The organism is Dermabacter sp. HMSC08H10, from assembly GCF_001807585.1.
Lineage (GTDB): Bacteria > Actinomycetota > Actinomycetes > Actinomycetales > Dermabacteraceae > Dermabacter > Dermabacter hominis.
The window spans coordinates 1-24423 of record NZ_KV789426.1; the positions used below are offsets into that span (position 1 = coordinate 1).

A 24423-nucleotide genomic window follows, 5' to 3' on the forward strand; every position below is an offset into this window, starting at 1 on the left:
CCGAACCAGAACCGTCACCGGATCCCACGGAACAACCCACACCGGAGCCGGAACCCATCCCGGAGCCAAAACCCACCGTAGACCCCACGGATGCACCACTGCCCGAGCCTGAACTAGAACCATCCCCGGAGCCGTCGGCGCAGCCCGCCCCGGAGCCGGCACCCACCCCGGAACCGTCGGCGGAGCCCGCCCCACAGCCAAACCTGGAGCCCGCTCCTGCACCGTCGGAAGCGCCGGCACCCGCGCCTGCATCGGAGCCCTCCCCTCAGCCGAGCCCTGAGCCTGAGCCTGAACCCGAGCCCGAGCCCGAGCCTGAGCAACTTCCTACGGACGCCCCGGCCGTCGCCTCCTCACCGCACGAGCGCCCCGAGTCTCTTGCACCGGATCTCGCGCCCGAGCACACCACTGAATCCGAAATCAATGCCGGGTCCGCACCGGCGGCCGAACCCCCACTCGACTCCCCCGCGCCGCTACTCGTGCCCGAACAGGAGACTTCGGGACTCGCTCTCGCGCCGGCTCCGACGAGCCAACAAACTGAGATCCCCGCCCTCACCGTTCCCACGACCGAGGAATCGCAAACCGCCCCACCTGGCGTTCGCCTCAACCCCACGCAGGCCCCCACCGACGGTTCAACTCCGCCAGCGGATGACGTTCTCGGTGCGGACGAAGAGAAGGTCGACACGATTCTTTCCGTGTGGACCAACCCCGATGGCAGCGCCCTCGGCACGCTCAAAACCATCCTCGCGAGTACGGTCGCGGTAGGCGTTGGTGTTGCCGGCGGTCTTGGTGCCCTCACGCTCAGGGCGCGCGCAAAGCGACCATAGGGGCCTGCGAGTCAGCCTTGTTCAGGCAAGGGCAGGGCGATCCGGCCTAGGCGATCTCGCCGCGCTCACGAAGGCGCGACTTGATGAATAACAGGATCGACGGGACCGCGCGCTCCATCTTGAGCACGGTGCGGTCGAAAAACTTCTGGCTCTCGTAGAACGGATCGGGAACCTCGAGATCCTCGGGTTCAGCAACTGCCGGTTTCGCCGGATCGAATTCGCCCCACATGTGAAGCGTGGGCGGCTCGACGCCTTCGGGAATCGCCTCGAGTTTGCGCGTCATTTCCGCGAGGTGTTTCGTGCTCATCGTGAGCACGAGGTCCCATTCGCCGAGCTGGTGGACGAGAACGGTGCGGGCTGCATGCGCATCCGGGCTATAGCCAGCGCGCTCGAGGGCAAGGACGATGCGATCGTCCATGGGGAACCCTTCGGATTCGTACGTGGTTCCCGCGCTTTCAACCTCGACGAGACCCGCGAGACCGGCCTGCTCGAGGCCGGTCTTGAGCATGACGGCGGCCGCGGGCGAACGGCAGATGTTCGCCGTGCACACTGTCAACACTCGGTACTTGCTCACGCCCCTATCTTGCCGCATTTTCGGCGCGAGCGTTAAGGGTCGTACCCGGCGCGTCCACTAGTATGGGGTGGCTCCCGCCGGGGGTCTTTGCCGCGATCTGAAGTGCATGGAGGTGCGCGTTGGGTTCACACGCGTTCTCGCGACTGGATCGTCCCCATTGGTCGGCGCGCCTCGAAGACAAAAAGAACACCGCAGTCGCACGCGTACTGCGCGCCCTCGGCTACGAAGCGCGCATCCAGCCGTATACCGCGTACGGCTCCCCCACAAAAGTACGCGTGCTCGGGCGCGTTCTCTTCGCGGGCGCCGGCACGCGCCCGGATCATTTCGATCCTCCGGTCTACGACATGCGCTCGCTAGCGCGGCGCGGCTTTCGGAATTTCACGTCGCAAATCGATCCGCACGTTCGAGTTACGATCACCGTGAGCACCGCCAAGGGCCCACAGGTCTTTGAGACGTACGCTGACCGCTCCGGCATTATCGACGAGATCATTGCCGTAGAGCTCGACCCCGGCATCCACGAGCTCTCCCTCAGCACCGATGGCACAAACACCGTCACGGCGAACGTCCACGTTTTCGATGATGAGGCGCAAGAAATCGCGGTTGTCAGCGACATCGACGACACGGTCCTCATCACGCTCCTGCCCCGCCCCCTCATCGCCGGCTGGAACGCCTTCGTGATCTCCCAGGCCTCCCGCCGCATCGTTCCCGGAATGGCCGTTTTCTACCAGCAGCTTCGCCGCCACTACGGTGAGAACACCCCGTTCATATACCTCTCGACGGGAGCGTGGAACGTCGCGCCCGTGCTCGAACGCTTCCTCTTCAAGAACGGGTACCCTGCCGGCCCGCTTCTCCTCACCGACTGGGGCCCCACCAACACGGGCTTCTTCCGCTCGGGCACACGCCACAAGCTCACGACTCTCGCCGCCCTGCGCGAGATGTTCCCGAATACGCGCTGGCTCCTCGTGGGCGACGACGGTCAGCACGACCCCTCGATCTACGGAAGCGTGGTCGATGAACATCCGGAATCGGTCGCCGCGGTAGCGATTCGCGAACTCACCGACGACGAGCAGGACCTCGCTCACGGTGCCGAACGCCCCCTCGCGTCGATCGGCGCCCTCGGGCGCGCCCTCGTGGATGCCGTACCGAAGGTGTGGCGCAGCACTATTGGCCGAAAGGGTGCCGACGATCGCCCGGCAACCGTCGGACCTTCCTCAAGCGGTGATGCCAGCGCCAGCTCCACGCACGCGCCCGGGACTGCTCTCGAGAGCGTGCATGAGCGCCAGGGGGTGCCGTGGGTCAGCGCACCCGATGGTTTTGGCCTTATCCGGGCGGCGCGCGCGATCGGGATCCTCGGCCACCACTAAAATCAGGGGGAGAGAGGGGCAGGCATGGGCGAGAGGACCTTTACCGTCCGCTACAACGATGGCGGTCTCGCCGACGCCGCGAGTCCGCGCGAGGCGCGCGCCCGCCGCTACTGGCAGGCCCTCCTCGCGTTTTGTGGGCGGCACGTGACCGCGCTCGTCGCGCTCCTCATCGCGGGAGTTCTCGCGGACATCGCCTTGAAGAAGGCGTTCGGAATCCACATCTTTTTCATTTCACTGGTCTCCTCGGGAACGGTTTTTGCGCTCCTCGGGTACGTGTTCTACCGAGACGGTCGCAACCTCTACGATCGAGTGTTTCTTTCGCGTCGCGAGAACCCGCCAAGTCCACCCGTGGCGCCAACGGGCGCGGAGGCCTACGAGTGGGGTCGTGCGATCGACGGTGTCGGCCTGTGGATTGACCCCGAATATCTTGGCCTCGTCGCAGACCCGGGACGCTACGAGACCCACCCGTGGAGCGATGTGCGTCTCGACGAGGCCAAGTTCCGCGGGATTGGCAGGAGCGATTTGATCGTTCACTTGCCTCACCGCCACTTGCGCTATAGCGGCGACAAACTCGGGCTGAGCGCAACGGAGATCATCGCGAGCGCGGCACGCCTTCGCACCTAGCCCAATTTCGCTGTTACAGCAGGTCAGCCCATCGCTTTTCGCACCACTCTCGCATAAAATCGAAGTGGAACCCGCGAGAGTGAGAGGGTGCTTCGCATGGACCAGATGAGCGTCGGCTACGAGGACAACGGCCTCCCGGATACGCGAGAGAAGCTCGGGACACTTGCAAAGATGCCCTTCGAGTCCCTTGGGGTTTCTCGCGAGGAGTTGCACGACACCCTCCGCAACGACGTCCCCCGTCTCGGCAGTGGAGTTCTTCGCGTCGCAGGCACCTTCCTTGCGCTCGGGATCGCGGGGAGCGTGACCCTCTCGCTCCTCAACAGCGACGCTCTTCCCGCTCAACTAAAGTTCTTTGTTCCCTTGGTTATGGGGTTCGTGCTCCTTGTGGCCTTGCCGTTCATTCTTCGTATCGTGCAGCGCATTCGTGTCCGCCGGGAGCAGCGTCGTGCTGAAAGGGAAGCCGCGAGCGCGTACCACAACGCTCCCATCGAGGGCGTCTATACCCTCGATGAACGCGGGTTCTCGGCGCCGAAAGAGGCACGCTTCAGCGAAGCGCTCACGTCAAGTTTTCTGGACATCCGCGCCAGAGCGAGCACGATCGTCGCGGCCCCCACGGATCGGACCGTCACGTGGGGCCGCTCGAAAAACGGCAAAGGGCTGTGGCTCGACCGCGACGGCCTCACCATTCTCGAGCAGGGAGGCGAGCGCAGAACCTACCCTTGGCGCGATGTGAGCCTCTCGGTAACGAAGGCCTCACTGAGGGACGACACGAATCTCATGGTGCACCTTCCCCACACCAGCGTGGTGTATTTCGGGATGTACCTCGACGTTCCGCCAAGCAAGATTATCGCAGCGGCAGAACGTTTTCGCGCCGCGCGCTAGAGCACACTCGCGAGGAATGCCTTGAGCCGCTCCGAGCGCGGGTTATCGAGGATCTCGCTCGGCGGCCCAGCCTCGACCGCCTTACCGCCATCCATGAACACGACGTGGTCGGCAACCTCGCGCGCAAAGGCGATCTCGTGCGTCACGACGACCATGGTCTGGCCCTCGGCCGCAAGATCCTTGAGGACCTGGAGCACCTCGGCAACGAGTTCAGGATCAAGTGCCGATGTCGGCTCGTCGAACAGCATGATCTCGGGCTCCATCGCGAGAGCCCGCGCGATTGCGACGCGCTGCTGCTGCCCGCCCGAAAGCTCGCTCGGGTAGTGGTCGGCGCGGTCGCCGAGGCCGACGCGTTCGAGAAGCTCAAGCGATCGCGCACGCGCCTCGGCTTTCGACATGCCCCGCACGTGGATTGGCGCTTCGCTCACGTTCTCGAGGGCCGTCATGTGAGGGAACAGGTTGAAGCGTTGGAACACCATCGAGATGCGGGAGCGCTGCGCGGCGATGTCCTTTTCGGAGAGTTTTTGCCAGCGACCGTCGGCAAGCGGTTCCGGACCGTACCCCTGCAGTTCGCCGTCGATCAGGACTTTCCCGCCCGTGGGTTCCTCGAGTTGGTTGATGCAGCGAAGGAGCGTGGATTTACCCGAGCCCGAGGGGCCAATGAGCACGCACACGTCCCCGTCGCCTACCTCGAGGTCAACACCCCGTAGGACGTGCAGGTCCCCGAATGCCTTATGGATGTTCTCGAGCCGAACCTTCGGCTCTGCGGCCTTGGTCATGTCACCTTCCTCGCCACTGTTTTCTGTTCTTGCCACATGTGCCCCTGCGCTCACAGCTCAACCTCCGGCAGCGGGTCCTTCGGGGTTGTGCCGGCCGCGTTCACGGATGCCTGGCGCGAAGCTCGTTTGCCGGGGCGCACCGCGGCACGATCGTCGAAGCCGCGGCCGAAATAGCGCTCGATGTAGTACTGGCCCACCATGAGCACACTCGTCACGGCGAGGTACCACAGCGCTGCGACGATGAGCATCGGCACGGGCTTGAACAGAAGGTTCGCGATCGAGTTCGATGCGTAGGTGAGGTCGAGCGTGAACGGCACCGCGAGGACCAGCGAGGTCGTCTTGAGCATGCCGATCGTTTCGTTGCCAAGCGGCGGGATAATCACGCGCATGGCCTGCGGCAGCACGATCCTGCGCAGGATGAGCGAGTTCTTCATGCCGAGGGATTTCGCGGCCTCGCTTTGGCCACGCTCGACGCTCGTGAGGCCCGCGCGCATGATTTCCGCGAGGTAGGCGCCTTCGTTGAGGCCGAGTGCGACCGTGGCTGCCCAGAACGCGGTGAAGAAATCTCGCGTCGAGAAGCTAAAGAGTTCGGGCCCGAACGGCACGCCGATCACGACCTTCGGGATGATCACCGTGATGAGGCCCCAGAAGACGAGCTGCGTGTACACGGGCACGCCGCGGAACACGAAGATGTACGCCCACGAGACCCCGCGCAGAACGGGGTTGGAGCTCAGGCGCATGATCGCGGCGGTGAGGGCGATGATGGTGCCGATGATCATCGACACGAGCGTGAGCAGCAGGGTCCAACCAACGCCGCGAACGACCTTCACGTCGAAGAGGTAGGTGCCAACGACGTCCCATTCAAAGACCTCATTGCCTGCGGCGAAGGCAATGAGCCACACGCTGAGGACCGCGGTGATGACCGCGGCGATCCATGTTCCTGGCCTCGGGGCCCGCTTCGCGCGGATCCGGTTCGGGATCGGGGTATCGATACTCGTGTTCATGCCTTTTTGACCTCTGCTTTCTCGATCAGCCCTGCGTCGTTGCCCCACGCGCTCATGATGGTGCGCAGGGCTCCCGTGTCGATGAGGTGTTGCACGGCAGCGCGCAGCGCTTCGGCGAGCTGATCTTCGCCCTTTTTGACGACGATCCCATTGAGTGCCGATTCCTCGACGTCGCCTACCTGTTCGAGGCTTCCGCGCGAACGCGCAATCGCGTAGCTCGTGACGGGTGAGTCGGCAATGAGCACATCGGCCTTACCGCCCGCGACGTTCGTGACGGCGTCTGAGTTATTGGCGTAGGCGAGGACGTCGACGGGGCGTTGGCCTTCGGCGCGGCACTGCTCATCGGCGGCGAGGGCGATTTCCTCCTGGTAGGAGCCAACCTGCACCGCGGGGCGTTTGCCGCACAGGTTGTGCGGGTCGATGGAGTAGGGGTTGCCTTTCTTGACCGCGTAGGAGATGCCGGCTTCGAAGTAGCTCACCATCGTCACGGTTTGGAGTCGTTCCTCGTTGATCGTGAAGCCGGAGATTCCCACGTCGTATTTGCTTCCCACCGCGGGGATGATCTGGGAGAACACCGCCGATTCGGTGCGGGTTTTGAGACCGAACACGATGCCGAGTGCAGTGAGCAGGTCGATGTCGTAGCCGACCGCCTTGCCGTTGCTAAGGAATTCGCCGGGCGCGTAGCTCAGTTCGGCACCGTTGACGAGTTCGCCTCGCGTGCGGATCTCTTCGGGAAGGAGTGCGGCGATGTCCTCCTGATACTCGATCCCGCTGAAGTCCACTTCGGGAATGAGGCTCGCTTCAGCCGCCAGCTCTTCGGAAGCGCGCGTGCACGCGCCGAGGCTCGGGACTAGGGCGCTTGCCACGAGGGCGGCGGGGAGGGCTCGCAGGAATGTGCGCCTGGAGGTTCCGACGGTTGCCGCACTGGCGTCGGACCCACATTCACCGGTTTGAATCATTTTGCAATCGTATGCATGGCTATGCGATTGACGCAAGGCGTCCACTGTGTGACATACAGCGGGGTCGAAAGCCTCGGTGACGGGCATTACACTGGAATCACAAGCATCTCTCGGCAAGGAGGCCACCATGAACGAGAGCACCCCCACCAGCCGCGCAACCATGAATGAAGAGAGCTACGCGCATTTCCGCCGGCTCGGCACTTCGGGGCTTCTGCTCCCGCCGATCTCCCTGGGGTTCTGGCACAACTTTGGACGCGAACGCTTCGAAGGCGGCTTTGAACACGACGTTCGTGAACGTCCCAAAGCAGACTTCTCGCGCCAGCGCGAGATCGTGCACTACGCGTTCGATCACGGCATCACCCACTTCGACCTCGCCAACAACTACGGCCCGCCCGCGGGCAGCGCCGAAGAAACCTTCGGTGAGATTCTCCGCAAAGACCTCGCAGCCCACCGCGATGAAATCCTCGTGACCACCAAGGCGGGCTTTCGCATGTGGCCCGGGCCGTACGGCGATGGCGGCAGCAGGAAGTACCTGCTCGCCTCACTCGATCAATCGCTCTCGCGCCTCGGTCTCGACTACGTCGACATCTTCTACCACCATCGCCAAGACGACTCGACCCCGCTTGAGGAGTCGATGGGGGCACTCGCGCACGCCGTCAAGAGCGGCAAGGCGCTCTACGCAGGCATCTCAAACTACTCCCCCGAAAAAACCCGCGAGGCTGCAACGATGCTGCGCACGATGGGTGTTCCGCTCCTTGTCAACCAGGCGAGCTACTCGATGCTCACCCGCACCCCCGAGGAGAGCCCGAGCGGTCATGCGGAAGATTCGCTCCTTGGCGTATGCGAGCGGCTCGGCATCGGGGTCGTCGCGTTCTCTCCGCTCTCGCAAGGGCTGCTCACGAACCGCTACCTCACGGGCATTCCCGAGAAATCACGCGCCGCGCAGAACGTGTTCCTCGGGGAAGACGTCGCGAAGGACCCCCGCTACCTCGAGAAGGTGCGCGCGCTCAGTCGCGTTGCCGACGACCGCGGGCAGAGCCTCGCGCAAATGGCCCTCGCATGGGTTCTGCGTAAGCGCGTCGTGACGTCCGCGATCGTCGGGGCGTCGAGCGTGCAGCAGCTGCGCGCGAACATCGCCGCCGCACGAACCATCGTGCGCGCGGGCGAGAGCGTTCCTGCCACACACTTCAGCGACGACGAGATCGCGAGGATCGATGCGATCCTCGCCGATCCCGTTCCAGAAGACTGAGCATCTAGCCGTCCTGGGCAGAAGTCTGCAGCTCCTGCCCGGGACTGCTCTCACTCTCGCTGCTCGCACCCTCGAACTGCGAACGGTACAGCCGCGCGTACGCGCCACCCGCCGCAAGAAGCTCGTCGTGGGTACCTTGCTCGACGATGTCGCCGTGTTCCATCACGAGAATCACGTCGGCGTCGCGGATCGTCGATAGGCGGTGGGCAATCACAAATGACGTGCGCCCCTCGCGCAGAGTGTTCATCGCGTTCTGCACGAGGACCTCGGTGCGAGTATCGACGCTTGAGGTCGCCTCGTCGAGAATGAGTAGCTCGGGCCGCGCGAGGAAGGCACGCGCGATCGTGAGAAGCTGCTTTTCACCGGCAGACACGCTCGAACCTTCGTCGTCGATGATCGTGTCGTACCCCTCGGGAAGGTGCTGCACGAAGTCATGCACGTGAGTGGCTTTGGCGGCTTCAAGCACCTCCTCGTCGCTCGCATCGAGGCGGCCGTAGCGGATGTTCTCGCGGATCGTGCCTTTGAAAAGCCACGTATCCTGCAGCACCATTCCGGTGCGGCTACGGAGTTCATCGCGCGTCATCTCGCGCGTATCCACGCCGTCAATCGTGATCGCGCCACCGTCGATCTCGTAGAAGCGCATGATGAGGTTGACGAGAGTCGTTTTGCCCGCCCCCGTGGGGCCCACGATCGCGACCGTCATCCCGGGGCGCGCCACGAGTGACAAATCCGAGATGAGAGGCTTCTCGGGCGAGTAGGAAAAGCGCACGTGTTCGAACCGCACCTCGCCACGACCAGACGATGTGGCCTCGGGTTTGGGCCGGCGAGCGTCGGACCCCTCCCCCGGGCTCTCCGGGACCTGCTCCTCGGCATCCAAAAACTCGAAAATGCGCTCGGCCGACGCAACGCCCGACTGAAGCTGCGTGGCCATCGAAGCGAGCTGCGACACGGGCTGCGTGAACTGGCGCGAGTACTGGATGAAGGCCTGCACATCACCGAGCGTGAGCTGCCCCGAGACGACCTTGAGGCCGCCCACGAGCGCCACCGCCGCATAGGACAGGTTCCCCGCAAACATCATGAACGGCATGATGAGCGAACTGACCACCTGCGCACCAAAACTCGCGCGATACATCTCGGCGTTCTTCTTCTCGAAGCTCGCGCGCAGATCGTCCTGGCGACCAAAAACCGACACGATCTCGTGGCCGGAGAACGCTTCCTCAACCTCCGAGTTCACCTCGCCCGTCGCATCCCACTGCTCCCCAAACAACTTCTGGGCGCGCTTGCCGATCACCGCGGTAATCACAAGCGCGAGCGGGATCACGATGAGCGCCACGAGCGTGAGAATTGGCGAGATCACGAACATCATGATGATCGTGCCGAGCACCGTGAGGCCCGAGGTAATGATGCCGCCCAGAGTGTTGTTGAGCGTGTTTTGGAGGTTGTCGACATCGTTCGTGACGCGCGAGAGAAGGTCCCCGCGGCGACGCGAATCGAAGTAGCTGAGAGGCACGCGGTGCAGTTTCTCTTCGACGTCGCGGCGCAGCCGGTAGATGCTGCGGTACACCACGCGGATAAGCATGCGCGTTTCGAGCCACGTGAAGAATGCCGCGAGCACGTACAGGATCGTGACGGTGAGCAGAACCGTGTTGAGCGCGCCAAAGTCGATCCCGTGACCGGGATTCAGGTCCATGCCCGAGACCATGTCCGCAAGCTGCTCTTGGCCACTCGCGCGCATTCCGGCGACAACCTGGTCCTTCGTGACGCCAGCCGGCAAACGCTTCGAGATGACGCCGTTGAAGATGATGTCGGTTGCGCGGCCGAGGATCTTCGGGCCGATCACGCTCAGGATCACCGAGAGGACGCCGATCGCCATCGCGCCGAGCAACATCGTCTTTTCGACCATGAGTTCGCGAAAGAGCCGCTTCAGCGACGGCCCGAAATTGCGAGATTTTTGACCGGGGCGCAGGCCCCGCTCGCTCTGCTTCTTGTCCTCGCTCATTGCTTCGCCCCTTCCTCAAACTCCGAAGCCACACCTTGCGAGGCGACGATCTCCTGGTAGGTCTCGTTCGTCGCGAGGAGTTCCTCGTGCGTACCGCGCCCGACTATCCGGCCGTGATCGAGCACGAGGATCACATCGGCGCTCGTGATGGTCGAGACGCGCTGGGCGACGATCACCATGAGAGCCTCGCGTGTTTCGGGCTTCAGGGCCGAGCGCAACCGAGCATCGGTCTGCAGGTCGAGCGCGCTGAAGGAGTCGTCGAAAAGGTAAATGTCGGGCTTCGACAGGAGCGCCCGCGCGATCGAGAGGCGCTGGCGCTGACCGCCCGACACGTTTGAGCCGCCCTGGGCGATCGGGGAATCGAGCCCCTCGGGCATCTCGGCAACGAAGTCGCGGGCCTGCGCAATCGTGAGGGCATGCCACACCTCTTCGTCGCTCGCCTCCGGTCGACCAAACCTCACATTTGAGGCGACCGTTCCGCTAAAAAGATACGGGCGTTGCGGCACGTAACCGAGGCGACCGTGAAGCAACTCAGGCGCCGCCTCACGCACATCCACGCCGTTGACCTTGACGGCGCCGTCCGTCACGTCGAAGAGCCGCGAGATGAGGCCGAGTAGCGTGGTTTTGCCCGAGCCTGTTCCGCCGATGATCGCCACCGTTTGCCCCGCGTGAGCCTTGAACGAAATGCCCTCGAGCACGGGGCGTTCCGCCCCCGGATACGCGAACGTGACGTCGTCGAATTCGAGCTCGGCGCGCTCGCTTACTCGCGGATCCCCCGGTTGAACGGCGACCTCAGGGGCAGGAAGCGCCACCGAAGTATGCGTATCGAGCACCTCGGTGATGCGCTCTGCGGAGACCATCGCACGCGGAATCATCATCGTCATGAACGTCGCCATCATGACCGCAATGAGAATCTGGATGAGGTAGGAAATAAACGCGACAATCGAACCGACCTGCATCTCGCCGCGGTCGATTGGGCCTGCCGCCGCGAGCAGCACAAGCACCGAGCTAAACGACAGCAGAAACATGATGATCGGGTTGATAAACGCGATCAGGTGCCCCACCCGTCGATTGATCTGCGTGAAGCGCTCGTTCGACACCTCGAAACGGCCCCGCTCATGGGGCTCGCGGACAAATGCACGCACCACGCGAATGCCCGTGATCTGCTCGCGAAGAATCAGATTCAGCTCGTCAATCCTCTCCTGCATCTCGCGGAACAGGGGCGCCGCACGCAGCACGATGACACCGATCGCGATGAGCATGAGCGGCACCATGACCGCGATCAGCCACGCAAGCTGTACCTCCTGCTGAAGCGCGAGAACGACCCCACCGATGCCGGTGATCGGCGCGGACACGAGGAACATGAGGCCGAAGAACGACAGGTTTTGAAGCTGTTGCACATCGTTCGTGTTGCGCGTAATAAGCGAGGCAGGAGTGAAATGGCTGATTTCCTTCGCGCTGAAGGACTGCACGCGATTGAACACATCGGTGCGCACGTCCCGCGCAAGCCGCATCGCCACCCGACCCGCGAAGTAGTTCGCGGCGCACAGGGCGAGAATATTGGCAAGGCTCACGAGGAGCATCCAGCCGGCAAGGCGCCAAATCGCGTCGATATCACCCTTGGCGATACCGAGATCGATGATGTCAGCGTTGAGCGTGGGCAGGTAGAGGGCGGCAAGCTGCGCCGCAGCTTCGAACGCCACGACGAGCACGAGAGAAAGCCACGACATTTTTGCGTAGCGCCACAGGAGTCTCAGGAGGGTCACGAGAGAGGAGAACCTTTCGTGCTCGTGCGGGCAGCAAGGAGAGGCCGACGCCTGCCACGCCCGCAGTGACAATGCCCAAAGGATATAGCCAATGCTGCTTCGCGACTATGGTGATCGCGCACGGCCAATTCTGCCGTGGACCGTGGGGCTGTATTAACCTTGAGCGGTGAGTAAAACGACCCAGCGCATCGTCGTCCTGATCTTCGCTCTTGCCCTCATCATCCCCGCGGGGCTCGTGGGGATCGGGCAGTTCACGCAAAACGATCAGGGCGATCGACAGGTGGCCGACTCCGCGCAAGACACGCGCGCAAAGGTCGATCCCGCGACCCAGCCAAAGCCGACGAACACCACGGAACCATCGCGCGCGGACTTCCCGGGTATCGACGACGAAACCGAGGCGGGAGCAAAAGCAGCCACCACATATCTCTTTGCCGTGTACGCCTACATGATCGGCACCGGTGACACGAGCGCGTGGCGCGAACTCATGGACCCGTCGTGCGAGGAGTGCATGCGCTTTGCCGACAATGCGGAGCAACTTCATGCCGCCGGAGGCTGGATCGTGGGCGGCGAGATCACCCTCAGCGACGAGAAGGTGACGCTCACGAAGGGCAACGGCGCGAGCGATGGAGCCTCGACGACTGCGAAGGTCGACGCGACGTTCCATGAGGCCGCCGCAAAGCTCATCGACGACCCGACGCGCGAGCCCGCAACGCGCGGGGCTTCGCAGGGGAAGTTTTCCGTGGGTCTTCGTTTCGTTGACGGCCACTGGCGCGTGACGTCGATGGCGGTCGGTTAAGACAGTCGGCTAGACGGGCCTGTGCAGAAAGAGGTCCGTGCGGTACGGCATCGCGACCCGGCTTCCGGGCGTGTGGCCGAGGTACTCATGGAGGTACCAGTCGAGATTGTCGAGGACCTTCGCGCGGGTTTTTGCCGAAGCGGTGAGGTAGTAGCTGCGGGTCGTCGCAAGCTGTACGAAGTCCCACGTGGGGCGTTCATCTACCCAGTGTTCAACGTGACGCTTGACGAGCGTGAGCCCTTCGCCCACGTCAGGGCGAAAACCCTCGCGTTGCACGTCGCCCGCGTGAGCAATCCGCGAATATCGATGCACCCACGGCACGTTCACATCGAGCGTGTTCCACACGAGAGCGAGCACTCCCCCGGGTGCAAGAATCCTCCGCACTTCGGCGCTCACCGCGCCCGTCTCAAACCAGTGCCACGCTTGCGCGGCGGTCACGATATCCGCACTTTGCGTCTCGAGGCCCGTGGCCTCAGCAGGCGCCACACGCGTCTCGAACCGCTGCGCCATCTGGCCCGCGAGCGCCTTCGCGCGCGCGACCTCGAGCATCGTCTGGCTCGTATCGAGCGCAGTGACGCGACAGCCTCGCTCAGCGAGAGCGAGCGAGAGCTTCCCGGTTCCGGCCCCTAGGTCAACGACCCGGGGGCGAGCGGCGGTTCCGACGGCTGCCATTATCAAGTCGAGAGCTTCAGCCGGGTACCCGGGTCTCAGTTCGTCGTAGCCGGCGCCCTCGCCTAAAAATCCCTTCGCGAGTTCTTCTTTGCGCTCCCGCGATCCATAGCGCGGTTCATCCCGGCCCGAAATGTTGGGGATCGGGCCTGGGGCGCTGCGCCTATCGTTCATGGTCACGAAAGACCACCCTAGCGGCAGCTCTTGACGCTTCACGTTATGGTTTGCAGGTTTAGCAAAGTGAACGGAACCTCTTCCCCGAGGCGGCGAGCTTGTGCCCGCCGCCGATGAGGCCTCCATCCGGGCTAGTCGACGGGGCTGACTCGCACGAGGTTGTGGTCGGGGTCGGCTATCACGAAGGTGCGACCAAATACGTCGTCGTGCGGTTCCTCGATCACGTGCACTCCTTTCGTGACCCATTCCTCGTAGACGTCGTCGATGGCAGAGGCAGGACCGGGAATCATGAGCCCGATTTCGTTCGTGCGCGGTGTCGCTGATGCGAGATTTTCGTCGTGACCGGTCCAGATTGCGAAAAGCACGCCAGGTGCGACCTCAAAAGCGACGTACCGCGGGCTAGTGAAGTTGGGTTCGATTTCGAACAGACGGCTATAGAAATCAGTGGATCGCTCGACGTCGCTGACGTAGGTCAGAAACAGATTCGGAGCCGGCATGGATCTCTCCTTATTTCAGTGGATCAGGAAGCCCCATATAATCAGGCATAGACGACATCTGCTGTCATGTTTTCTTTAAGGATTGGGAATGAAGTCGTCCCGCTTGTTGTCCATCCTGCTGCTACTGCAAACCCATGAACGAATGACCAGTCAAGAACTGGCTCGCCGTCTCGAGGTATCTTCACGCACGATCCTGCGTGACATCACGGCGTTGTCGGCTGCTGGGGTGCCGATCTACACTGAGCGGGGCCGGGGTGGAGCCATCGTGCTGGACCACCGGGCCCGGCTCGACGTCTCACGCCTCGATCCAAATGAACTGCAGCTTCTTTCCGTCGCAGGACTAGATGAGGGTCTTCTCGAGCAGATCGGGCTCCATGCTGTACATGTCAGAACCCAGCAGAAGCTGACTGCTGTTGCAGCGCGTAAGCAAACCTCCGCCGCTCTGCCCTTGCCCGAGGTGCTCCACGTCGACCCCTCTGGATGGTTCACGGCCGAGCAGGAACTCGACGTGGCCGACCTTCTCACCGCTGCTCGAAATAGACAACGCATCCGCCTCCGATATCGACGCAGCGGCGAGAGTAGCGGACAGTGGGTTGTCGCGGACCCTTACGGTCTCGTGAACAAAGCCGGATCCTGGTATCTAGTGGCTGACGTCGCCTCACAACCCCGCATGTTTAACACCAGCCGCATTGAGACCCGCGAGCTACTTACGGATTCCGCAGTGCTACGACCGGACTGCGATCTGCGCTCAGTGTGGCAAGAATTGCTGACCAGTTTTCAGTCGACGCCTGGTATCGAGGTGCACGCACAGCTGCGCTCGACCCGCCTAGATCTGGCCCGACGAATCCTTAGAGGGCGAATGATCCGTATCGACGGCTCCGAGGACGAGTGGACTCATATCGTCGTCCACTATCCAGACGTTGAATCGGTTCGACAGCTCCTCCAATTCGGAGACCACATTCGGATCTTAAGACCAGCCGCAGCGGTGGTTCGATTCCGCGAGATCGCGGCCCAGATCGCGCAGTTTCACTCAGCACAAAGCACTGCCGATCATCGCCGTCGCGATCGCTAACCTGCCCTCGAGAAGAGGTGGATGCCGAGCGCGACGATGAACACTGCTCCGCTCGCCATAGCGAGCAGGAGTTCTACGAGAATGCCAATCCCGAGGGTTTTCAAGGTGGAGAGCGTCGAGTTGAGGGCGTCGTGGAACTCACGCTTGCGGCTCAGCTCCACGAGGAAGAAGCCGAGAATGAACCCGATGAGGAGGCCCGGGCCGGGGATGAGGAACAGGCCGAGGACCGCGCAGCCGATCGCGACGAAGATCGCCCACGTGGGTACTTCGCTCTGTTTGAGCTTCCGCCCTGTGAGCACGTAGCTGCTCGCCATGCCCGCGATTGAAAACATCGCCACCAGCGCGAACGCAACCCAGCCCGTCCAGCCGCCGATCCCTATGGCCCATACGAGCATTCCGATAAGGATGAGGAACGACCCGGGAAGCACGGGCAGCACGATGCCCGTAATACCTACCGCGAAGGCGAGCGCGGCGATGATTGTCACGATGATGTCCACGGGCACGGTGTTCTCCTTAGTGCGTGGCGGGCAAGGGGCAATTGGGACGCCGCTGGCGGAGGCTTCAGTCTATAGAGAATCGCGCAGGCACCGCCCGCTACACACTCACGCTGATGCGCGAGGTGCCGTCGGACTTTCTTTCCACGTGCACCTTCTCCGCGATCTGTGTTTTGAGTTCGGCGACGTGGGAGATGATTCCCACCGTGCGACCGTGGGCGGCAAGTTGGCGGATCTCGGCGATCACACCCTCGAGTTTTTCCGGGTCGAGCGTGCCGAAGCCTTCGTCGATAAAGAGGGTGTTCATCTGCACCCCGCCGTTTTCTCCGCTCACGACGTCGGCGAGGCCGAGCGCGAGCGCGAGTGACACATAGAAGGTTTCACCGCCCGAGAGGGTCGAGGGCGAGCGAGAGGAATCATTGCGCAAGTCGAGCATGTCGAGGTCGAGCCCAACGTGCTTTCGGCCTGTTTTCTCGGGTGGCGCAAGGCGGATCTCGTAGATCCCACCCGAGAGAGCCGATAGCCGCGCATTCGCGGCCTCGATGACCTTCTCGAAGCGGCGCATGACCGCGAACGTCGACAGGGTCAGACGTGCTTTCGCATCGCTTGAGTTTCCCGTCGTGATATTCGCGAGGTGAAGTATTTCGCTTTGGCGCGCCGAGCGTTTCTCGTGCGCGGCGGCAAGCGCCGTGAAATCTGTGTGTGCGCGTTTCACACGCTCGAGCTCTTTCGCGCGAGTCGCGTGGGTTCCCGCGGCTTCCGTGTGCGCATCGCGGGTCTCGCGCACGCGCGCTGCCGCGGTCTCGAGAGCATCGGCTGCATCTCGCTGAGCTTCTTCGCTCGCATCAATGCCCTCGAGGCGGCCGTCCGCGCGGGCATCCTCGATGAGCGCGGTGAGCGAAGCATGCTCCTTCACTGTGTCCTCGAGCGATTGTCTACGGTCGGGGGCAAGGCGCGCCTGAACCACATTTTCTATAGCGTCAAAGCCGCTGCCCTCGAGTGCCTCGTTGAGGTGCGCTTGAGCCCGCTCATGCACGGAGCGAGCCTCCAGGGCTTTGTCGAGCAGTTTTGCGTGTGCACGTGCAGCCTCCCCCGCCGTCAGGAGCGAGAGGCGGAGCGCCGCGATGCTCTCGTGCGAGCCCTCGTGGTCCGTAAGCTCCTGAGCAATGGCCGCGCGGGTCTCGGTTAGAGCTTTCTCGAGGTGCTGAGCTTCGAGGGCGGCACGCTCGGCGGCGAGCGCCTCCTCGTGCGCTTCGCGTTCGAGCGAGGCCGTTCGCTCGTCGAACCGCGAGATCTCGGTTTTCACTCGTTCACGCTCGCCCTCGGCTTTACGCGCACGCTCCTCCTCGCGGGCAAGCGCAACACCCTCGGTCTTCAAGCGTTCGGTGAGTTCAGGAAGCTGCTCCTGGAACTTCGCGAGATCCCCCTCGACGCTCTCCTCCCACGCGCGCTCGAGGGCATCAATATGGAGTGCCTTGGTGGCGGCTGCCGATGCTCGTGCCTCGCTCAGGCCCTGTTCGGCCTCTACTCGCGTGCGTTCGGCCGCCGCAATGCTCTCTTGGCTCACGAGCTCATCGTCGGTGTGCGCGGGGGCCGGGTGCTCACACGCGCCGCACACGGGGCATGCCTGGCCGTCCTCGAGGTCCGCCGCGAGCTCGAAGGCGATCGCGTCGAGGCGTTTGCGCCGAAGGCGTGCCTCTTCCTCGCTCGCGCGCTTGAGGGCCGCAAGCATGTCGCGTTCATATTGCGCGCGCGACGAGTAGGTTTCGAGAGTCGCGCTCGCCTCTTTCGCGGTACGCTCGCGCGCGGCATGGGACTCGCGCTTTTCTTTGAGGGCCCCAAGGCTCGAGGCCCGCTCGGTTGCCTCGCGAAGCTTCTCGGTGAGCACTTCACGTTCCGACGGCCGCTCGTTCAGCTGCGTCGCCTTCTCTTTCGACGCTTCCGCCGCACGTTCAGCCTCGCGAGCGGCCTCTTTCGCCTCGGTCGCACGTCGAGGTAGCGCCGTTTCCTCCTTTTCGAGGCTCGCGAGCGCAGCGGCCGCTCCCAGTGCGCTTTCGCTTCGCTGATGGTTGGTGTCGCTTAGCGTTCCCCACTGGGAAACTTGCCCGCGTTCGGCTTCGGGAAGTGCCGTCGCGGCGGCGTCCAGCGCTGCCGCCGCGCTCTTTTCATGCGCGTGGGCGTAGAACGGTTTTTCGGCGCGTTCGTGAGAGGCAAGGCTTTCGCGGGCTTTGCGCGCCGCCCCTTCAAGCGATGCCCGTTTCTTCTCGTGGCTGTCGAGCTGGGCTTTGCGAGTGAGCAAATCGTGGCGTTCGGTGGCTTTTTTCGCGGCTTCCTCCGCCTCGTTCGAGGCCGCCTTCGCTATGTCCAGGATGCGCATGGCTTCGCGAGCGGCGGCTTCGGAGGAATTCTCGAGCTCCTCACCAATGGCCCTGGCACGCTCGAGACCCGCCGGGGTGAAATCCCGGGTATCGGCGAGCGCCTGCCTGCGTTGCTCATCGCTGACCGATGCCGCCTCGAGGACCCGCTGGAGGGCCGCGCCGAGTTCCGCTTTTGAGGCGTCGACGTCACGTTGAGCCTCGCGCCTGAGTTCACCGAACGATTGCTCAATCTGCTCGTACAGCTGAGTCTGGAAGATCCGTTCGAGCACAGTCTTACGTTCACTCGTGTCGGCTTTGAGGAAGCGAGCAAACTCCCCCTGAGGGAGCACGACCGTTTGGGTGAACTGCGCGTGCGTGAGGCCGAGCAATTCCTGAATCTCCCGGCCAACGTCGGCCGGTCGGTTGGCGATCGGCTCGATCTCTTCCGCGCGTTCGGTGCCAGCGATCGCCTCACCCAGCGCTTCGAGCGAGGCGAGCCGCCAGAGCTTCGCGCTCTGGTTCTCATGCACCGGAGCGCCTTTTCCACGCAGGCGAGCCCGCTCGTAGGCGGGAGTGCGTCGAACGCGGTAGATCCCTCGTGGGACCTCGAAAAAGAGGTCCACGACGCTCGGGTGCGTATTGGGCATGAAGTCGCTTCGCACTCGGGCATCGCTCGAGCCGCCGCCCGCAACATTGCCGTAGAGGGCAAAGACGATCGCATCGATGATGGTGGACTTTCCCGAACCCGTGGCGCCCTCGAGGAGAAAGAGGCCGCTCGCGCCGAGCGCATCGAAATCGAGTTCGACTTTCTCCCTGAACGGCCCGATGCCCTCAAAACTCAGGTGGTGAAGTTTCATAGATTCAGGAGGCCTTTCGCTGTGCGTGCGACTCGGTGAAATCGGCACGCGCGCGTGCATCGGCGAGCACCTGCTCGATGGTGTCTCGTTGCACGGCGCTCGGTTCGGCACCCGTGACGTAGTCGAAGAATTCCGAGATGACCTCCGCCGGTGAAGCCTCGCGCGTCACAACCGGCGCGGCACTAGATTCCGTGTCGCGTGTGGAGCGGAACTCCGTGAAGAGGAGATGTGGAAGCGCCGCGCTCAGGATCTGCTGAAGGTGCGCGGGGCGAGTTTCCTCCCGCACGATCGCGTGGATCCAATCCTCCGAATAGTTCGGGGCGCTATCGAGAATCTCTTTGAGAGAGCCGTCCAGTTCGATGAGCCTGCGGCGCACGGGGGTGGGAATACGTTCCACCTCGACCAACCCCGAGGAGTCCATCTCGACAAGAAGCACGGCTTTGGTGTGGTGACGCTCCGAGAACGAGAAGGCCAGTGGGCTTCCCGAGTACCACGCGGCGGGCCGCTCGCCTGGGACAAGCGCACTCATGTTTTGGCAGCCGTGGAGGTGGCCGAGCGCGACGTAGTCGACCCCCGCAAACACGCCACCGGGAACAGACGCCACACCGCCCACGCTCAAGTCGCGTTCGGAATCCGAGCCGTCCCCGCCCGCAACGAAGGTGTGGGCAAGCACGACGCTTCGCGGATGCCCCAGAGTCTCGAGTTTTGCGCGGACTCGATCCATCGCCTGCACCGTAACGTCTTCGTGCGTGCGAGGAAGCGGGTCGCCACCCTTGGGAGCGAGGCTGTAGCGCGCAAGATCCGGATCAAGGAAGGGCAGCCCGAAAAAGAGCACCTCACCGTGCTCATCAGCTACCGAAACCGGGTGCTCGATCCCTTCGACATCCGCGAGAATGTGAATGCCGGGCCGCATGAGTTTTGCGCCGAAGCCGAGCCGCACCGCCGAATCGTGGTTGCCTGGCGTGAGGATCACCGTGGTTTCTTCCGCGAGCGCTGCGAGCGACTCGTGCAGAAGCTCAACCGCCTCGACGGGCGGGACCGAGCGATCGTAGATATCGCCGGCGATCACGAGAGCGTGCGCTCCGGTTTCACGGATCTTCGCCAGAAGGAAATCCTGGAACTCCCGCTGGTATTCGTGCAGGTTCTCACCGTGCAAGGTGCGCCCGAGGTGCCAATCCGACGTGTGAAGAATTTTCATGCTTTCACTCTAAGAGGAGGGTGGGACATTTAAACTCACCTCATGACGTCCGCGCCTTTTTTCGCCTTCGTGGCCGCCCTCGCAAATACCGTGTTCTTTCTGCCCAAAGTTCCCGAAGCCGCCGAGCCGGTCACCTCCCTCCCCGGCGCGGATAAATTGGGGCACATCCTCGTGTTTGCTTTCACGACCTGGGCGTTTTCACGACTTCTATGTCTCGAAGACTCGCGGGCTCTCTCGTGGTCCCCTCGTGCTGAGAGTGGCGCGCACCAGCGTGGGAGCACGAGGCTTGGGACCGTTTTCGGGGTCGTGAAGGCCCGACATTTGCTCGTTCTCATTGCCGTCCTCCTCCTGTGGGGCGCCGCGATCGAAGTCCTGCAATCGTTCATGCCCGCGCGCTCAGCAGATGCCACCGACGCGATTGCCGACGCATGCGGAATCGCCCTCGGCGTCGGAGCGCTGTGGATCGAACTCGCGCTCGCCCAGCCCTCCCGCGCCCGCCGCACCGCAGGATAACGACTGCGACATGATCGCGAGCCTCACGACAGTCGCGCGGCTCACAGGATGTGGAGCTTTCTTTCACGTCACCGTTTTACCGTTATGGTCGGCCATAGCCGAGTCGCATCACTGAAGGACCAGATTGTTCATGCCCCTGCTCCCCGCGTTCTATCGCAAGACCGTGCCCGCCAAAGATGGCGCAAGTTGGCCCCATGTCGTGATCGTTGGCGGCGGCTTCGCCGGCGCCCACCTCGTGCTTGCCCTACGCGATGTTCGCGTTCGGGTCACGCTCATTGATCGGAACGTGTACAAGACTTTCCAGCCGCTCCTCTATCAGGTTGCGACCGCGGGCCTCAACTCTGGCGACGTCACGATGTTCCTGCGCGGGCTCTCCCTCCACGCCCCCAATATGCGCTTTCGCCAGGGAGAGGTCACGGGGATTGACACCGACGATCAGGTCGTGAAGCTTTCCGACGGAGGCTCGGTGCGCTACGACCACCTCGTCCTGGCAAATGGCGCCACCACGAACTATTTCGGCACCCCGGGTGCGGAAGAGTTCGCGATGCCGATGTACACCCGCTCGCAGGCTCTCGAGATCCGCGAGAGGATCTTCGCGGAGCTCGAGCGTGCCACGCAGCTCACGGAGATGAGCTTCACCGACCGTCTCGCCATTTCGATTGTGGGCGGTGGCCCCACGGGCGTAGAAATCGCGGGGGCACTCGCTGATTTCCGCATTAGCGAGCTCGATGTGCTCTACCCCGAGGTGGACCCGGGAACGCTCGAGATTTCCCTTATTCAACGCGGCGACGAACTCCTCAAGGCCTTCGAGCCTCAGCATCGCGAGTATGCGGCGCGCGAGCTTGAAAGGCGCGGCGTGACGCTGCGCCTAGGCCAGGGTGTCGAGGAGGTCGGCTACGACTTCGTGCGCCTCGCCGACGGCAGCTACGTCGAATCAGACATCACGATCTGGGCCGCCGGTGTGAGCGTGTCGACATCCGTCAACGCGTGGGGTTTTCCGCAGGGGCGCGGGGGGCGAATCGATGTCGATCCCACCCTTCGCGTCAAGGGCTATGACAACGTGTGGGCCGCGGGTGATATCGCCGGTGGCGATGATCCACAGCCGCAGCTCGCTCAACCGGCCGTGCAAATGGGCCAGCACGTGGCCCGCGCGATTAAGGCCCTCGTCGACGGCGATGAGGCCGCTGCACAAAAGCCTTTCCACTACAACGACCTGGGGGCGATGGCGACGATCGGTCGGCGTGCCGCTATCGCGGAACTGCCCGGAGGCGTGAATCTTCAGGGCTCGATCGGGTGGCTAGCATGGCTGGGCGTACACGTCTCGAAGTTGCTCGGTACACGCAATCGCCGTTCGGTTGCCGCGAACCTCCTGTATCTCTACAACGGCACGGGCATTTCCCGTGTGCCGAACCCGGTCGTGGGTGACGTGGATTCGCTCGGAGCTCGCAGGGCCTTTCGGGAAAATGCGCCGATTCGCCGGTTCGGCTACCAGGCCGGCAAACGGTTCAAGGATCCGGGCAGGCCGCGCATGCGCCGCTAGAGTGATGCCCCGGGTTTTACACGGGTTTTAAGCGCGCTACACGCTTAACGGTTGTTTCGTGGCCTATCGTGAGGTGGAGCGCGGTGAATCTTCCGCGTGGAATCTCTATCGCTCGCCTGACCACGAGGACGCACCCCATGGCCCAGCCCCGCACAACTGCGCTTCGCCGCCGCCTGAGCGGTGTCGTCGTAGGAGCGAGTGTGCTTGCCTCGGCAATCGCGACCTTGGGCACGGTGCCGTTTGAGACGGTGAGCGCTTTTGCTGTCGACACCGCCTGCACACCGGGAACCGTCACCCTTTCCGAAGCAAAGGTCGAAAAGGGAAAGGCGTTTACGGCACTCGTATGCGGCCTCGAGGAAGGCACTCAGGTGCGAGGCGAATACCGCCACGCCGATCAAGCCGTCACGACCGAGACAACTGCAACCCCCGCCGAAGGCAATCCGGTCGAGCTTCCACTGCTCGGTTACTCGCGTGACACCGCGATTGTGGACGCTAACGGGCGTGCGAGCGTGACCTTCGTCATCGCTGAGCCCGGAAGTTACACGGTCACTGTCGCACCGCTCGAGGGCGGCACGAAGTCCAGCGCGCAGGTCACCATCACCGAGCCGGCTGAGCCCACACCAACACCAACCCCAACCCCGACCCCTGAACCGACGCCAACGCCCGATCCCACCGATCAGCCCGAGCCAAGCCCAACGGAGCAGCCGGAACCAAGCCCAACGGAACAGCCCAAGCCAAGCCCAACGGAGCAGCCAGAGCCAAGCCCCACACCGAAGCCGGATCCCACAGAGAAACCTGCACCTTCACCAACGGAACCGGCGTCCCCATCCTCGCCAGCGCCCCCTTCCCCGCGCCCTGAAACGGAAGCGCCGCTCCCCGCCGATCCGGGCGACAGCCCCGGCAGCACCGAACCCTCGACGACGCCCTCTCGCGGCCAAACGGGTGAGTCCGAAGAGACGTCGACCGAGGCTGGCGGATCGAAGTTCGTGCGCTCTCACCCCTCCGCCATGTCCCGAATTCCTCAGCGAAGCGGCTACGGTCGCTCCGCCGACTTCGGCGCCGTGGGAAGCGACTATTCGAAACTCAACCGCCGCAGCACAAGTGGCAACGGAGATGCTGGCGGCATCGTCAGGCCAGGCCCAACCCCGAGCCCAATGCCCGGTCAGCCTCAAGAGGAGCCGACGGAGGGCTCCACCCAGCTCATCACCGATCCCTCACGGCAGCCGCTCGGCCTATCGGTCGCGTGGCTCATCGGCGGCGTGATTGCGGGCCTCGGTCTCGCGGCTACGGGCGCGATCGTGCTGATGCGCCGCAATAACTAGGCCAGGTACGCGGCGAGCGCCTCGAACTGATCGCGCGGGTGAAAGCCCGCCTCGGTAATTTTGCTCAGGTCGAGCGCCGAATTGATGGGGCGAAGCGCGACGCCCTTGTGCGTATCGAGGTATTCGGCACTTGAGACGCTTTGAACGTTCTCCGGGTCGTGACCCGTGAGCTCGTAGACCCTCTGCGCGATCTCGAACCACGAGGTGATATCGCCTGAGTTCGTCACATTGTAGGTGCCGAACGGCACCCGGGTGCGCAGCACAAAATCGATCGCACGCGCGATTTCATCCGTAAAGGTCAATCGTCCAAACTGGTCGTTCACGACCGAGGGCGAGTCGCCGTTGGCGGCGTGTTCGCGCATCGTCGCGACAAAGTTCTTGCCCTCGCCGACAACCCAGCTCGTGCGGAGAATGTAGTGCGTATCGAGGGTCGAGACCGCGGCATCACCGGCCGCTTTCGTCTGTCCGTAGACGCCGAGCGGGGCGAAGCCTTCCTCCTCCGTGTGGAACGCGACCGAACCATCGAAGACGTAGTCACTCGAGATGTGCACGAGCACGGCGCCCGCCTCACGAGCGGCCGAGACCAAAAGTGCAACCCCCTTGGCGTTCACCGCCCATGCTTCGCGGCGCCCCTCGGCACTTTCCGCGCCGTCTTTATCGGTATAGCCCGCGGCGTTCACGATCACCCTGTAGGGCGAGAAATCAAAGGCGGCGATGGAGTCATGGGCGCCGACATCGAGGACCTCGCGGTCCACGAAATCAACATCGTCGCGACCGAGCCACAAGCCCTGGAGAGCTCGCCCTAGCTGTCCCGCGGCCCCCACCACGAGGGTACGCTCGGGCGAGGAGGCCGCTTCTTGCCATTCGCGTTCGGCAGGCGGGGATGCAAAATCGTGGGACACGGGCATTC

21 protein-coding genes and 1 pseudogene are annotated in these 24423 nt (G+C 63.4%); 10 read left to right on the forward strand and 12 right to left on the reverse strand.

The features are described from left to right. Nucleotides 1-824: pseudogene (locus HMPREF3176_RS10350) on the forward strand (hypothetical protein); the annotation flags it as partial. A gap of 46 nt (nt 825-870) precedes the next feature. Here HMPREF3176_RS10350 and HMPREF3176_RS07280 read toward each other — a convergent pair. After that, complete coding sequence (locus tag HMPREF3176_RS07280) at nt 871-1398, reverse strand: arsenate reductase/protein-tyrosine-phosphatase family protein (protein ID WP_245630694.1); 528 nt, start codon at nt 1396-1398, stop codon at nt 871-873. A 119-nt stretch (nt 1399-1517) separates the two neighbouring features. Here HMPREF3176_RS07280 and HMPREF3176_RS07285 point away from each other — a divergent pair, with 119 nt between their 5' ends. The 3 genes from HMPREF3176_RS07285 to HMPREF3176_RS07295 all read left to right on the forward strand — a co-directional run bounded on the left by HMPREF3176_RS07285 (nt 1518) and on the right by HMPREF3176_RS07295 (nt 4268). After that, the gene (locus HMPREF3176_RS07285) at nt 1518-2762 is read left to right on the forward strand and encodes an App1 family protein (protein ID WP_070459255.1); all 1245 of its coding nucleotides are present in this window, start codon (nt 1518-1520) and stop codon (nt 2760-2762) included. 24 nt (nt 2763-2786) lie between these two features. After that, a complete protein-coding gene (locus HMPREF3176_RS07290; RefSeq protein ID WP_070459258.1) occupies nt 2787-3386 on the forward strand; it encodes a hypothetical protein in 600 nt (199 codons plus the stop codon). A gap of 96 nt (nt 3387-3482) precedes the next feature. Beyond that, nucleotides 3483-4268, forward strand: a complete 786-nt coding sequence (locus HMPREF3176_RS07295; RefSeq protein ID WP_070459261.1) for a hypothetical protein — start codon at nt 3483-3485, stop codon at nt 4266-4268. On the opposite strand, the gene HMPREF3176_RS07300 is transcribed toward HMPREF3176_RS07295, so the two are convergent. From HMPREF3176_RS07300 to HMPREF3176_RS07310, 3 genes are read right to left on the reverse strand one after another with little or no spacing between them, the layout of a single operon-like run. Continuing rightward, nucleotides 4265-5047: an amino acid ABC transporter ATP-binding protein gene (locus tag HMPREF3176_RS07300; RefSeq protein WP_070459264.1), complete on the reverse strand. Its 783-nt coding sequence runs from the start codon at nt 5045-5047 to the stop codon at nt 4265-4267. The two genes, HMPREF3176_RS07295 and HMPREF3176_RS07300, sit on opposite strands and share 4 nt — an antisense overlap. A gap of 50 nt (nt 5048-5097) precedes the next feature. Beyond that, nucleotides 5098-6051, reverse strand: coding sequence for an amino acid ABC transporter permease (locus HMPREF3176_RS07305; protein ID WP_070459267.1), 954 nt, complete (start codon nt 6049-6051; stop codon nt 5098-5100). After that, nucleotides 6048-7010, reverse strand: coding sequence for an ABC transporter substrate-binding protein (locus tag HMPREF3176_RS07310; protein WP_070459270.1), 963 nt, complete (start codon nt 7008-7010; stop codon nt 6048-6050). The genes HMPREF3176_RS07305 and HMPREF3176_RS07310 overlap by 4 nt, the downstream gene beginning before the upstream one ends. 127 nt (nt 7011-7137) lie before the next feature. Between HMPREF3176_RS07310 and HMPREF3176_RS07315 the strand changes: the two genes are divergently transcribed. Next, on the forward strand, nt 7138-8259 hold the full coding sequence (locus HMPREF3176_RS07315; RefSeq protein WP_070459273.1) for an aldo/keto reductase: 1122 nt from the start codon (nt 7138-7140) through the stop codon (nt 8257-8259). Nucleotides 8260-8263: 4 nt separating this feature from the next. On the opposite strand, the gene HMPREF3176_RS07320 is transcribed toward HMPREF3176_RS07315, so the two are convergent. Beyond that, the gene (locus HMPREF3176_RS07320; protein WP_070459276.1) at nt 8264-10258 is read right to left on the reverse strand and encodes an ABC transporter ATP-binding protein; all 1995 of its coding nucleotides are present in this window, start codon (nt 10256-10258) and stop codon (nt 8264-8266) included. Further along, entirely contained in the window at nt 10255-11988 is a 1734-nt protein-coding gene (locus tag HMPREF3176_RS07325; protein ID WP_070459477.1) for an ABC transporter ATP-binding protein, read from the reverse strand. Before HMPREF3176_RS07325 ends, HMPREF3176_RS07320 begins: the two co-directional genes overlap by 4 nt. Nucleotides 11989-12190: 202 nt before the next feature. On the opposite strand from HMPREF3176_RS07325, the gene HMPREF3176_RS07330 reads away from it, so the two are divergent. Next, nucleotides 12191-12820: a DUF6318 family protein gene (locus HMPREF3176_RS07330; protein ID WP_070459289.1), complete on the forward strand. Its 630-nt coding sequence runs from the start codon at nt 12191-12193 to the stop codon at nt 12818-12820. A 9-nt stretch (nt 12821-12829) separates the two neighbouring features. On the opposite strand, the gene HMPREF3176_RS07335 is transcribed toward HMPREF3176_RS07330, so the two are convergent. Together HMPREF3176_RS07335 and HMPREF3176_RS07340 are read right to left on the reverse strand one after the other, a co-directional pair. Then, entirely contained in the window at nt 12830-13663 is an 834-nt protein-coding gene (locus tag HMPREF3176_RS07335; RefSeq protein ID WP_070459296.1) for a class I SAM-dependent methyltransferase, read from the reverse strand. A 131-nt stretch (nt 13664-13794) separates the two neighbouring features. Next, nucleotides 13795-14160, reverse strand: coding sequence for a VOC family protein (locus HMPREF3176_RS07340; protein ID WP_070459298.1), 366 nt, complete (start codon nt 14158-14160; stop codon nt 13795-13797). 88 nt (nt 14161-14248) lie between these two features. Between HMPREF3176_RS07340 and HMPREF3176_RS07345 the strand changes: the two genes are divergently transcribed. Next, complete coding sequence (locus HMPREF3176_RS07345; protein ID WP_070459302.1) at nt 14249-15232, forward strand: helix-turn-helix transcriptional regulator; 984 nt, start codon at nt 14249-14251, stop codon at nt 15230-15232. Here HMPREF3176_RS07345 and HMPREF3176_RS07350 read toward each other — a convergent pair. From HMPREF3176_RS07350 to HMPREF3176_RS07360, 3 genes are all read right to left on the reverse strand, one after another. Beyond that, on the reverse strand, nt 15229-15735 hold the full coding sequence (locus HMPREF3176_RS07350; protein WP_070459305.1) for a DUF456 domain-containing protein: 507 nt from the start codon (nt 15733-15735) through the stop codon (nt 15229-15231). The two genes, HMPREF3176_RS07345 and HMPREF3176_RS07350, sit on opposite strands and share 4 nt — an antisense overlap. 91 nt (nt 15736-15826) lie before the next feature. Next, nucleotides 15827-18940 (reverse strand): AAA family ATPase, encoded by a 3114-nt coding sequence (locus tag HMPREF3176_RS07355; RefSeq protein WP_070459308.1) that lies wholly within the window; start codon nt 18938-18940, stop codon nt 15827-15829. Between the two features lie 4 nt (nt 18941-18944). Beyond that, nucleotides 18945-20138, reverse strand: a complete 1194-nt coding sequence (locus tag HMPREF3176_RS07360; protein WP_070459311.1) for an exonuclease SbcCD subunit D — start codon at nt 20136-20138, stop codon at nt 18945-18947. Nucleotides 20139-20180: 42 nt separating this feature from the next. Here HMPREF3176_RS07360 and HMPREF3176_RS07365 point away from each other — a divergent pair, with 42 nt between their 5' ends. The 3 genes from HMPREF3176_RS07365 (at nt 20181) to HMPREF3176_RS10355 (ending at nt 23513) form a co-directional block, all read left to right on the forward strand. Continuing rightward, nucleotides 20181-20651, forward strand: a complete 471-nt coding sequence (locus HMPREF3176_RS07365) for a VanZ family protein (protein WP_070459314.1) — start codon at nt 20181-20183, stop codon at nt 20649-20651. Between the two features lie 130 nt (nt 20652-20781). Continuing rightward, a complete protein-coding gene (locus HMPREF3176_RS07370) occupies nt 20782-22191 on the forward strand; it encodes an NAD(P)/FAD-dependent oxidoreductase (RefSeq protein ID WP_070459317.1) in 1410 nt (469 codons plus the stop codon). Between the two features lie 137 nt (nt 22192-22328). Next, nucleotides 22329-23513 carry a hypothetical protein gene (locus HMPREF3176_RS10355; protein WP_070459320.1) on the forward strand — a complete coding sequence of 395 codons (1185 nt, stop codon included), beginning with the start codon at nt 22329-22331 and terminating at the stop codon, nt 23511-23513. On the opposite strand, the gene HMPREF3176_RS07380 is transcribed toward HMPREF3176_RS10355, so the two are convergent. Beyond that, nucleotides 23510-24415, reverse strand: coding sequence for an SDR family oxidoreductase (locus tag HMPREF3176_RS07380; protein ID WP_070459323.1), 906 nt, complete (start codon nt 24413-24415; stop codon nt 23510-23512). The genes HMPREF3176_RS10355 and HMPREF3176_RS07380 overlap by 4 nt on opposite strands. Between the last annotated feature and the right edge of the window lie 8 nt (nt 24416-24423).

Bases quoted from the DNA above. Each gene is read 5' to 3' on its own strand.
- HMPREF3176_RS07310 (WP_070459270.1), bottom strand. From the start codon at position 7,010: ATGATTCAAACCGGTGAATGTGGGTCCGACGCCAGTGCGGCAACCGTC.
- HMPREF3176_RS07315 (WP_070459273.1), top strand. From the start codon at position 7,138: ATGAACGAGAGCACCCCCACCAGCCGCGCAACCATGAATGAAGAGAGC.
- HMPREF3176_RS07335 (WP_070459296.1), bottom strand. From the start codon at position 13,663: ATGAACGATAGGCGCAGCGCCCCAGGCCCGATCCCCAACATTTCGGGC.
- HMPREF3176_RS07345 (WP_070459302.1), top strand. From the start codon at position 14,249: ATGAAGTCGTCCCGCTTGTTGTCCATCCTGCTGCTACTGCAAACCCAT.
- HMPREF3176_RS07360 (WP_070459311.1), bottom strand. From the start codon at position 20,138: ATGAAAATTCTTCACACGTCGGATTGGCACCTCGGGCGCACCTTGCAC.
- HMPREF3176_RS07290 (WP_070459258.1), top strand. From the start codon at position 2,787: ATGGGCGAGAGGACCTTTACCGTCCGCTACAACGATGGCGGTCTCGCC.
- HMPREF3176_RS07325 (WP_070459477.1), bottom strand. From the start codon at position 11,988: ATGTCGTGGCTTTCTCTCGTGCTCGTCGTGGCGTTCGAAGCTGCGGCG.
- HMPREF3176_RS07300 (WP_070459264.1), bottom strand. From the start codon at position 5,047: ATGACCAAGGCCGCAGAGCCGAAGGTTCGGCTCGAGAACATCCATAAG.
- HMPREF3176_RS07340 (WP_070459298.1), bottom strand. From the start codon at position 14,160: ATGCCGGCTCCGAATCTGTTTCTGACCTACGTCAGCGACGTCGAGCGA.
- HMPREF3176_RS07355 (WP_070459308.1), bottom strand. From the start codon at position 18,940: ATGAAACTTCACCACCTGAGTTTTGAGGGCATCGGGCCGTTCAGGGAG.
- HMPREF3176_RS07305 (WP_070459267.1), bottom strand. From the start codon at position 6,051: ATGAACACGAGTATCGATACCCCGATCCCGAACCGGATCCGCGCGAAG.
- HMPREF3176_RS07295 (WP_070459261.1), top strand. From the start codon at position 3,483: ATGGACCAGATGAGCGTCGGCTACGAGGACAACGGCCTCCCGGATACG.
- HMPREF3176_RS10355 (WP_070459320.1), top strand. From the start codon at position 22,329: ATGGCCCAGCCCCGCACAACTGCGCTTCGCCGCCGCCTGAGCGGTGTC.
- HMPREF3176_RS07370 (WP_070459317.1), top strand. From the start codon at position 20,782: ATGCCCCTGCTCCCCGCGTTCTATCGCAAGACCGTGCCCGCCAAAGAT.
- HMPREF3176_RS07320 (WP_070459276.1), bottom strand. From the start codon at position 10,258: ATGAGCGAGGACAAGAAGCAGAGCGAGCGGGGCCTGCGCCCCGGTCAA.
- HMPREF3176_RS07365 (WP_070459314.1), top strand. From the start codon at position 20,181: ATGACGTCCGCGCCTTTTTTCGCCTTCGTGGCCGCCCTCGCAAATACC.